At 67.7% G+C, this 9636-nt stretch carries 10 protein-coding genes; 3 read left to right on the top strand and 7 right to left on the bottom strand.

Annotation, left to right across the window (positions count from 1 at the left end):
* Positions 1-91 precede the first annotated feature (91 nt).
* The 7 genes from grpE to M4D77_RS22450 all read right to left on the bottom strand — a co-directional run bounded on the left by grpE (position 92) and on the right by M4D77_RS22450 (position 7120).
* Positions 92-724, bottom strand: a complete 633-nt coding sequence (grpE, locus tag M4D77_RS22480) for a nucleotide exchange factor GrpE (protein ID WP_259937470.1) — start codon at positions 722-724, stop codon at positions 92-94.
* Positions 721-2565, bottom strand: coding sequence for a molecular chaperone DnaK (gene dnaK, locus M4D77_RS22475; protein ID WP_211539803.1), 1845 nt, complete (start codon positions 2563-2565; stop codon positions 721-723). Before dnaK ends, grpE begins: the two co-directional genes overlap by 4 nt.
* Positions 2566-2897: 332 nt before the next feature.
* Positions 2898-3686, bottom strand: coding sequence for an ABC transporter permease (locus M4D77_RS22470; protein ID WP_068970967.1), 789 nt, complete (start codon positions 3684-3686; stop codon positions 2898-2900).
* Positions 3683-4846 (bottom strand): ABC transporter substrate-binding protein, encoded by a 1164-nt coding sequence (locus tag M4D77_RS22465; RefSeq protein WP_259937469.1) that lies wholly within the window; start codon positions 4844-4846, stop codon positions 3683-3685. Before M4D77_RS22465 ends, M4D77_RS22470 begins: the two co-directional genes overlap by 4 nt.
* The gene (locus tag M4D77_RS22460) at positions 4843-5577 is read right to left on the bottom strand and encodes an ABC transporter ATP-binding protein (protein ID WP_396266610.1); all 735 of its coding nucleotides are present in this window, start codon (positions 5575-5577) and stop codon (positions 4843-4845) included. The genes M4D77_RS22465 and M4D77_RS22460 overlap by 4 nt, the downstream gene beginning before the upstream one ends.
* The gene (locus M4D77_RS22455; RefSeq protein ID WP_259937467.1) at positions 5553-6587 is read right to left on the bottom strand and encodes an acyl-CoA dehydrogenase family protein; all 1035 of its coding nucleotides are present in this window, start codon (positions 6585-6587) and stop codon (positions 5553-5555) included. The genes M4D77_RS22460 and M4D77_RS22455 overlap by 25 nt, the downstream gene beginning before the upstream one ends.
* A gap of 5 nt (positions 6588-6592) precedes the next feature.
* The gene (locus M4D77_RS22450; RefSeq protein WP_259937466.1) at positions 6593-7120 is read right to left on the bottom strand and encodes a DUF4242 domain-containing protein; all 528 of its coding nucleotides are present in this window, start codon (positions 7118-7120) and stop codon (positions 6593-6595) included.
* Between the two features lie 101 nt (positions 7121-7221).
* On the opposite strand from M4D77_RS22450, the gene M4D77_RS22445 reads away from it, so the two are divergent.
* The 3 genes from M4D77_RS22445 to M4D77_RS22435 form a co-directional block, all read left to right on the top strand.
* Positions 7222-7827 carry a TetR/AcrR family transcriptional regulator gene (locus M4D77_RS22445; RefSeq protein ID WP_068970972.1) on the top strand — a complete coding sequence of 202 codons (606 nt, stop codon included), beginning with the start codon at positions 7222-7224 and terminating at the stop codon, positions 7825-7827.
* A gap of 183 nt (positions 7828-8010) precedes the next feature.
* Entirely contained in the window at positions 8011-8829 is an 819-nt protein-coding gene (locus tag M4D77_RS22440; protein WP_259937465.1) for a DUF1353 domain-containing protein, read from the top strand.
* A gap of 100 nt (positions 8830-8929) precedes the next feature.
* Positions 8930-9636, top strand: a 707-nt coding sequence (locus M4D77_RS22435; RefSeq protein ID WP_259937464.1) for a 13E12 repeat family protein, incomplete at its 3' end; no start/stop codon positions are given.

Here is a 9636-nt window from a genome sequence, read left to right as displayed (position 1 = left end):
GTTCGTCGCCCTTCGTGGCTCGTCGCTTGCGCTCCTCGCACCTCAGGGATCAGTGGTGAGTTCGCCCACTCAGGATCGAGCGACGGTCGTTCTATTGTGCACCGGGCCCGTCGCCCGCGGGAGCGGGATCGGTGACCGTCACCATCGCGGTGCGGATCACCTTCTCGCCCAGGCGGTAGCCGCATCGGTACACCGATCCGATCACCGGGTTCGCGCCGGTGCCGTCGTGCTGCACGGCTTCGTGGAGTTCGGGATCGAACTCGTCACCCGCCGCACCGAAGGCCACGAGACCTTCGGCGGCCAGCACTCCGGTCAGCTTGTCGGCGACCGCACGCAGCGGACCGCTGTCGAGGTCGCCGTGCTCGCGTGCACGGTCGAGATCGTCGATGATCGGCAGCAGCTTGTCGATCAGGATCTGCTTGCCGTAGGCGACCGAACCCTGCTTCTCCTCGGCGGCACGCCGCCGGAAGTTGGCGAACTGGGCGCGTTCGCGCTGCAGGTCGGCCGTCAGCTCGGCGACGCGGGCATCCGGCTCGTCGGCTGCCCCGCCCGCCTGCTGCTCGTCACTGGTCTGCTCGTCGACGACCGGTCCGGCATCGGCCGGGCCGGGGCCGGCGGCCGGCTCGTCGCGCACCTCACCCGTCTCCGGGTCGATACGACGACGGTCGGTCACCGTCACCGGCTCCTCGCCGGACCCATTCGACGAATGGGCTCCTGCGGTCACTTGTTCTCCTTCGAGTCGGCATCGTCGACGACCTCGGCGTCGACGACGTCGGGATCGCTGTCGGCCGCGGCGGACTCACCGTTGGGGGACTCGGCAGCGGCGCTGGCGTAGATCGCCTGGCCGAGGGCCTGCGATTCCTCCGACAGCTTCTCGATCGCGGACTTGATCGCCGCGGTGTCGTTACCCTTGAGCGCTTCCTGCGCCCCGGCGACGGCCGCCTCGACCTTCTCCTTCAGCTCCGCCGGGACCTTGTCCTCGTTCTCCTTGAGGAACTTCTCGGTCTGGTGGACCAGCGACTCCGCCTGGTTGCGGGTCTCGGCCTCCTCGCGGCGCTTGCGGTCCTCGTCGGCGTGAGCCTCCGCGTCCTTGATCATGCGGTCGATCTCGTCCTTGCTCAGGCCGGAACCGTCCTGGATGCGGATCGAGTTCTCCTTGCCGGTGCCCTTGTCCTTCGCGGTGACGTGCACGATGCCGTTGGCGTCGATGTCGAAGGTCACCTCGATCTGCGGGACACCCTGCGGGGCCGGAGCGATGCCGCCGAGCTCGAAGCTGCCGAGCAGCTTGTTGTGCGAGGCGATCTCGCGCTCACCCTGATAGACCTGGATCTGCACCGACGGCTGGTTGTCCTCAGCGGTCGTGTAGGTCTCCGACCGCTTGGTCGGGATCGTGGTGTTGCGCTCGATCAGCTTGTGCATCACGCCGCCCTTGGTCTCGATACCGAGGGAGAGCGGGGTGACGTCGAGCAGCAGCACGTCCTTGACCTCACCGCGGAGCACACCGGCCTGCAGTGCGGCGCCGACGGCGACGACCTCGTCCGGGTTGACGCCCTTGTTGGGCTCGCGGCCACCGGTCAGTTCCTTCACCAGGTCGGTGACGGCCGGCATACGGGTCGAACCACCGACGAGCACGACGTGGTCGATGTCGCCGACGGAGATGCCCGCATCCTTGATGACGGCCTGGAACGGTGCGCGGGTGCGCTCCAGCAGATCAGAGGTGATCTTCTGGAACTCGCTGCGCGAGAGCTGCTCGTCGAGGAACAGCGGGTTCTTGTCGGCGTCGACGGTGATGTAGGGCAGGTTGATCGAGGTGCTCTGCGAGCTCGAGAGTTCGATCTTCGCCTTCTCGGCGGCCTCACGGAGACGCTGCAGGGCCATCTTGTCCTTGGTCAGATCTATGCCGTTCTGGCTCTTGAACTTCTCGACGAGCCAGTCGACGACGCGCTGATCCCAGTCGTCACCACCGAGGTGGTTGTCGCCGGAGGTCGCGCGGACCTCGACAACGCCGTCGCCGATCTCGAGCAGCGAGACGTCGAAGGTGCCGCCACCGAGGTCGAAGACCAGGATGGTCTGTTCCTTCTCGCCCTTGTCGAGTCCGTAGGCGAGGGCGGCCGCGGTCGGCTCGTTGACGATGCGGAGCACGTTGAGGCCGGCGATCTGACCGGCTTCCTTGGTGGCCTGACGCTGAGCGTCGTTGAAGTAGGCCGGGACGGTGATGACCGCGTCGGTCACGTCCTCACCCAGGTACGACTCGGCGTCGCGCTTGAGCTTCATGAGCGTGCGCGCGCTGATCTCCTGCGGGGTGTACTTCTTGTCGTCGATCTCGACGGTCCAGTCGCCCTCGCCCATGTGGCGCTTGACGGAGCGGATGGTGCGGTCGACGTTGGTGACCGCCTGGTTCTTGGCGGGCTGGCCGACCAGCACCTCGCCGTTACGCGCGAACGCGACCACCGACGGGGTGGTCCGTGCGCCTTCGGCGTTGGCGATGACGGCGGCTTCGCCGCCTTCGAGCACGGCCACCACCGAGTTGGTGGTACCGAGGTCGATTCCAACAGCACGAGACATGTTTGGCTTCCTCCTAGTTTGCGGGTGTGCACCCGAGTCCTTGTCCCGGGGTCTCGCGACCGCGGGGATGTCGTGGCGAAACTCTGCGGGACCGGACTTCAGTGCGTCCGACTCATGTCCTACTGAAAAAGTAGATCCGAGTCAAACCGACTTGAGTCTTCGTCGCTCAGGTTTCTCGAAGTGTGTAACGGGGGTGGCCGACGGATTGTTCCCGGATCGTCGAAGAAAGTTGAGCGGATGTCGCTCAATGTCCGCCGGGCCGAAAACGCGTATGACGTTGCGCCCGGTTTCCGGGCACAACGTCATACGAATCGCGAGGCCGTCGGCGGGGCTCAGCGTCGTCGGGTGAGCACCAGCCGGGCACCCGCATCGAGGAGGAAGCCGAGGATGCCGATCACCACGATCAGGGCGGCCACCTGGTCGTACGCCAGCTGATCGCGGGCGTTGAGAATCTGGTAGCCGAGACCGGAGCGCACGCCGAGCATCTCGGCAGGCACCAGGACCACCCAGGCGATGCCGAGCGCGACACGGATACCGGTCTGCACGTTCCCGCGGATCGCCGGGATCACCACAGACACGAGGACTTCGGTCCGGGTGGCGTGGAACGATCGCGCGACCTCGACGAAGCCGGGGTCGATCGACTTCACGCCGGCGGCCGTGTTGATGACGATCGGCCAGATCGCCGCGATCGCGATCAGGAAGATGACCGGTTCGTCGCCGATGCCGAACACCATCACCGCGACCGGAGCCCACGACAACGGGGAGATCATCCGCAGGAAGGCGACGATGGGATTCGCCGCGCGTTCCGCGGTGAGACTCAGGCCGATCAGCAGGCCCAGCGGGAACCCGAGCACGACGGCGATCAGAAGACCGATCAGCAACCGCCACAGACTCAGTCCGATGTCGGGCAGCAGCACGCCGCGATCGAGGAGTTCCAGCATCGCCGGGAACACCTGCTGCGGAGCGAACTGGCGGGCGAGGGAGTCCGCCGCGGGGACGACGGTGGTCGTCGCCCACCAGATCGCGACGAGCACCGCGATCGCGATCAGCGGCGGGACGATGGCGGAACCGGATCGCCGGCGCGGGTCCGTCGTGGTCTCGTCCTGGGTCAGCAGCGTCATGGCGTCACCTGTTCGGTTCTCGTGAGATCGGCGGGTAGTCCGAGAGCGGCTGCACCGCCGCGCATTCCGATGGCAGTACGGATGAATCGGTCGTCGACGAGGTCGGCATGGACGGTCGCCGGGTCCAGACGGCCGAGGAAGCGGCGATCACCGTCGACGAGGGTGTTGTCCATCTCGGTGACGAGCCGCTCGGTGAAACTCGCGAACGGGAAGGGTTGGAATCCGAGTCGTTGCGGCTGCCAGTCGACGTTGCTCACGGCGAAGTCGGCCGGGTCGTAGGTGAGCGCCTTGGCGATGGCCGGTTTCGGTTGCGGGAGATAACCGCCGGCGAGTTCCGCGGCGGCTCGGGGACGATCGAGATCGATGTGGTGCTGAGCCGCGACCACGGAGTCGGCGAGGGATTGGACCGCGGCGGGTCGTTCGTCGATGGCCGACTGATGGACGAGGAGCGCGCAGCAGGCGTGCTGTCGCCACACGTCGCCGAGAAAGGTGTGGATGCGGCCGATCTTGCGCACCTGGGCCATCGCGTTGAACGGATCGGCGACGACGTAACCGCCGATCGACCCGTTCGCCAGCGCCGGCACCATGTCCGAGGGGCTCATCACGATCAGCTCGACGGTCTTGTCACCCCGGGACGCCCCGGTACGGATGACCGGTCGCAGTCCGTGGGTCCGCAACATCCGCTGCAGGATGATGTTGTGGATCGACCACCATGCCGGGATGGCCACCTGAGAGCCGGCGAGTTGCTCGAGGTCGACGATGTCGGGCGCCACGGTCAGCGCCGATCCGTTGGTGTGATTCCAGCCCAACACCTGCACGGGGCTGTGCATCGCGTACCGCAATGCCACCGCCATCGGCATCAGCAGATGGACGACGTCGACCTTGCGCGTCACGAAGGCCTCCGCGAGCGAGGACCAGATCCGGAACAGCACGGGTTTCGTCGAACTCACGGCCGCGGGGTCGTAGAGTCCGGCGGCGTGTGCGACGAGAAGCGGCGCCGCATCCGTGATGGGGAGGTAGCCGACCCGCAGTGCATCGGACGCACCCGGTGGCGCTGCCGTGGCCGCCCGGCCCAGACCGACGACGCCGCCGATGCCGCCCGCGACGGTGAGGCCACCGACCCCGGCCAGGAGGAGTCGGCGTGAGATGGGCGCGCTCACACCTGCTGCCCCACCTGGTGACCGAAGTGCGTCAGGATCTCCGCGCGCCGGTCGGGATCGTCTCGGCCGAGACCGGATTCGAGCCGCCAATCCCCACCGATGCGACCGGTCTCGGACAGCAGGACGATCCGGTCGGCGAGTTCGAGCGCCTCGTCGACGTCGTGCGTGACGAGGACGACGGTGATCCGGAGTTCGGCGGCCAATTCGGCCAGCCAGCTGCGCAATTCGCCGCGCACCGCCGGATCGAGCGCGCTGAACGGTTCGTCGAGCAAGAGCAACCTCGGCCGGATCGCCGCCGCACGGATGATCGCCACGCGTTGCGCCTGACCGCCCGACAGCTGATCGGGGTAGCGGTCGGCGAGACCGTCGAGCCCGAAGCGGCGCAACAGGCCGAGTGCGTAGTCGTTCTCGAACGACGCTCGGTGCGCGGCGAATCGCCGTCCGAACCGGATGTTCTCTTCCACGGTCAGCCACGGCATCAGCAGCGCGCGCTGGAAGACGACCCCCGTGTGCGGTCGCTCACCGCCGGACTCGTCCCGCCACTCCAGGCTGCCGGCGTCGAGGGTCTCGAGGCCGGCGAGCACACGCAACAGCGTGGTCTTTCCGCTGCCGCTACGCCCGAGGACGGCCACGAACTCCCCGTCGTCGACGGCGAGGTCGATGCCCGACAATACAGCGGTGTCGCGAAAGGCTTTGCGGCCACCAGTTATTCGAACTGCGCGAGTTCCCACCGCAGTTGTCCTTCCGAGGGTGATTGGATGGGGATGAAAGCTGTTTCCCGGAACCGCCGGTTGGTGGCGCTCGCGGTCGCATAACCCGCACCGCCGCGGACGGTCGCCTCGAGCCGGGAGGCCGCGACCGCGGTTCGGGCGGCGTCGAGGCGCAGCCGGATCAGTTGGGCCGGCGACGGTGTCGTCGGATCGGCGGCGAACGTCGCGAGACGTGCACGTATCGACTCGAATTCGGCCGTCCGGTCGTCGAACTCGGGACGGAACACCTCGTTGACCCCCGCCAAGGACTCGACGGCACCGTCGAGTGCGGCACCGATGGCACCGCTGCAGAACGCGGACTGCAGCAGCAGGAACACCGGACGTATACCCCGGACGAACCCGGTGAGGTCGTCGGAGATCACGTTCTCGTCCTCGATCACCACGTCGGTGAGCGCGAGGGACGTCGAGGCGGTGGATCCCAAACCGATGAGGTCAGGCGCGGAACGGATCTCGACGCCGGGCGCGTCCGCGTCGACGACCGCGACGAGGGTCGTGTCACCGGTGCGCACCGGGAGGACGATCAGCGACTCGGCGTAGACGTTCGACGCCCAGCGGATCGGTCCGGTCGCCACGACCCCCGCCCGGCCGCGACGCCCCGTGATGGGTACGTCGCCGAGCCCGGCCACCTGTTTCAGACCGGCCGCCATGGCCGTGACACCGATCCGCTCGCCACCGAGGAGCGACGCGAGGTGCCTCTCCCGCAACGCTTCCGGCGATCGGGCGACGTACTCGATCGTCATCCGCTGCGCCCACAGCGAGAATCCGGCCGACAGACTCACTGCCGACACACGTTCGAGGACGTCGATCATCGACGTCAGCGAACCGTCGACCACTCCCCGGCCCAGGAGGCCGGCCGCACCGGCCGCGGCGATGTCGACCCGGGTGTCGGTGTGCCCGGCGTCGAGGTCGCGGGCGCGGTCGGCCACGGATGCGACGACTTCGCCGAGTTCATCGGTCAGCGTCGGCGCCATACCGGTCAGCCCTGTAGCCGGTGGAGGCGGTCCACCGGGGTCGACACGACCTCACGAGCGTGACGGACGGCCGCCTCGTCCGGGGCGTCGTAGAAGCACAGGCACTTGTCGGTGTCCTCGCGGACGTAGGTCCGCAGGAAGCTGACCTCGGGGACGTCGGCGTACTTCGGCGAGTTCGCCTTCTTGCGGGCCAGGTAGGTCTCCATGTCGATGGCGTCGGGGATGTCCCATTCGACGAGGTAGCCGGCGGTCGGACGCGCCTTCTTCAGCTCGTCGAGGTCGGCACCGACGAGCCGGACCTCGTCCGGGCCGGCCGCGACGAGCCCCCGGAAGTCCTCGACCTCGTCCAATCCGGCTGCCCGGCACCCCTCGAACTCGGCGATCACGAACAGTCGCGCGGCGCCTTCGGTCACCTGCGTCTCGATCAATTCGCCGCCGGCGGTCCGCAGATGTGCGTCGAGTCCTTTGATGAGTTCTTCGATTCTGCCCGCGTCGCTGTCGGCAGGTTCGAGTTCGAAGAGGAAGAGCGCCATGGGTGAGCCTTTCTGCGTCGGTGTGCCCGCTGGTGACCGCACCGACCCTGGCATAGACAGACCGGTCTGTCTATGGCGTCTCGTGGTCTACCCTTGGCGCTGTGAGCAACCCCGCACAGGCGAGCACCAGCCGCGCGACCTCTGCTGCCGGGCCCGGCAGCCCGGCCGATCGACTGCTCGCCACCGCCACCGAACTGTTTGCCGCACAGGGCATACGGTCGGTCGGCATCGACCTGATCCTGCGCGAGTCCGGGGTCGCCAAGGCGAGTCTGTACAACGCGTACGGCTCGAAGGACGGGTTGGTCGTGGCCTACCTCGAGCGTTTGGATCAGGCTGATCAAAACCGGTGGTTCGAGGCGACGAAGGCCGTCTCCGATCCGCGCGAGCGGATCCTGGCCTTCTTCGACCTCGCCATCGCCGGGGCCCCGACCCGCAACTTCCGCGGCTGTCAGTACGCCAACGCCGCGACGGAGTTCCCCGACACCGACCTGCCTCCCATCACTGCGCACCGCGCGTGGCTCCTCGACACCCTCGGCGACAACCTGCGCACCCTCGGCGCCCCGGAGCCCGATGTGACCGCGCGACAGATCCAGGTGGTCTACGACGGTGCGCTCTCGGGGTCGAAGATGGCTCGCTCGACCGCCCCCATCGAGACGGGCCGATTGTTGGTCGAGGCACTCCTCGACCGTCACCCGCTGGTTGAGTAGCGCCAGCCCCGCTGGTTGAGCAGGCGACGAGCGCAGCCGCCGGGCCGAGCAAGCGACGAAGGAGCGCGTCGAGGTCGAGGAGCCGTGTCGAAGCCACCTCGCAACACGCCGCGCTGTTGGTTACCCACTCGTCCCGGTCGCACCCGGCTACCGTCAGTTCATCCCCTCGACGCGGAGGTGGCGATGAACGAGACCACACCGAGCGATCCGCGATGGGTGCCGTGGCGGGTCGCGCCGACGTCGGGCTTCGAGGTCGACGACCCGACCGGGCGTGGCGAGGTCGAGATCGCGCAGATCGACGAGCGACAGTTTCTCGTGCGCAACGCCTTTCGGTTCTCCGATCCCGCGGTCGAGGAGTACCTGGTAACACAACTGGTCGAGCGAGGACAGACGGAAGCCGATGCGCGGGGCGCCGTCGACGCGGCCCGCGCGTTTGTGCCCGGCGACGACAACCCCACCGACCTCGCCTCGATCCCCCGGTTCCTGCGCTGGTTCGAGAACCCTTACGGCAGACACTCACTCGCGGCGCTCATCCACGACGAGCTCATCACGGGCACCGTCAACTCCGGCGCGCTCGGGAGTGACACCCTGTCCGACCGGTTCTTCCGCGAGATGATGCGAGCGTCCGGCGTCCCCTGGCTCAAGCGGTGGATCATGTGGTCGGCCGTGGCACTTCGCACGCGATGGGTCGCCCGCGGATGGCGACGTCTCAGTGTGGTCGGGTGGCTGGTGCTGAGCCTCGTCGGCATCTGCGCGGCGGTCGGTTCGAGCGGGGCGCTGCTGTTCGATTGGTCGTGGCCGACATCATCGCCGGCGGTCTCTCTCCCGCTCTCCCTGCTGATGATCTTCGTCGCCGCGCCGCTGTGGGGGCGCCAGTGGGCGGCGAGTCTCGTTGCGGCCGTGGCCGCCTTGTGGGTCCTGCCCGCCGCGATCGTGGCCTACTTCGCCTATGCGCTGTATCTGTTGTCGGAGAGGATCGCTCGCACCGTCGGGCTCACGTAGCGGCTCGGCCGAGCATTCTTGTCGGTGGTCGGGTCTATCTTGGATGTATCAGTTGGACCGGTCAACCAGGCCGGGCGGCAACGACTTCGGGGGAGTCACTGTGGGGGCATGGACGGATCTGCCGGGCGAGTTCCTCGCCGGGGTCGATCCTGCCCGCCCGGCCGAAGCCGACACCGCCACCCATATGCAGCGTCTGGGGTCGATCCGCGCGGGCGAGTCGTATCTGGCGTGGTGCCGCTACCAGACGATCCTGGTGTTGTGTGATCGGCTGTTGACCACCGTCGGCAACAGTTACGTCTCCGACGGTTTCGGTGACATCGTCGCCCGGGTCTCGCGCGAGGCCGGGATCACCCGCTACCGGGCGGGGATGCTGGTCGACGAGGCACTGTGTCTTCGTGATCGGTTGCCGCGGGTGTTGGAGACGTTGCGCGACGGCATCATCGGGCCGCACCAGATCCGCGAGATCATCGGCCGCACGCACCTGGTGTCCGATGATCACCTTCTCGACCCCGACGACCCCGCCAGCCGCCGGATCATCGAGGTGCTCGACGAATCGATCGCCGACCTGCTGCGCTCCCGGTCCGGGTCGTGGTCGACGTCCGGTTTGCGCGACATGATCGACCGTCTGGTCTTCGGCCACGACGCCGACGCCGTCCGCGAACGGCGCCGCGAAGCGCTCGACAAACGAGGCGTGTGGACCGAGAACCACGGTGACGGCACCGGTGAGATCACCGCGGTCATGGCCGCCGAGAACATCCGAGCTTCCAACGCCTCGGTACGTGAGTTGGCCGCATCCGTCTGCGACCG

Origin of the sequence: Gordonia sp. p3-SID1431, from assembly GCF_025143765.1 — a bacterium.
Lineage (GTDB): Bacteria > Actinomycetota > Actinomycetes > Mycobacteriales > Mycobacteriaceae > Gordonia > Gordonia hongkongensis.
This window is presented reverse-complemented; position numbering and strand designations above follow the sequence as displayed.

Excerpts from the sequence above, each read along its gene's own strand:
- dnaK (WP_211539803.1), bottom strand. The coding sequence starts at position 2,565 with ATGTCTCGTGCTGTTGGAATCGACCTCGGTACCACCAACTCGGTGGTG.
- M4D77_RS22470 (WP_068970967.1), bottom strand. The coding sequence starts at position 3,686 with ATGACGCTGCTGACCCAGGACGAGACCACGACGGACCCGCGCCGGCGA.
- M4D77_RS22455 (WP_259937467.1), bottom strand. The coding sequence starts at position 6,587 with ATGGCGCCGACGCTGACCGATGAACTCGGCGAAGTCGTCGCATCCGTG.
- M4D77_RS22450 (WP_259937466.1), bottom strand. The coding sequence starts at position 7,120 with ATGGCGCTCTTCCTCTTCGAACTCGAACCTGCCGACAGCGACGCGGGC.
- M4D77_RS22440 (WP_259937465.1), top strand. The coding sequence starts at position 8,011 with ATGAACGAGACCACACCGAGCGATCCGCGATGGGTGCCGTGGCGGGTC.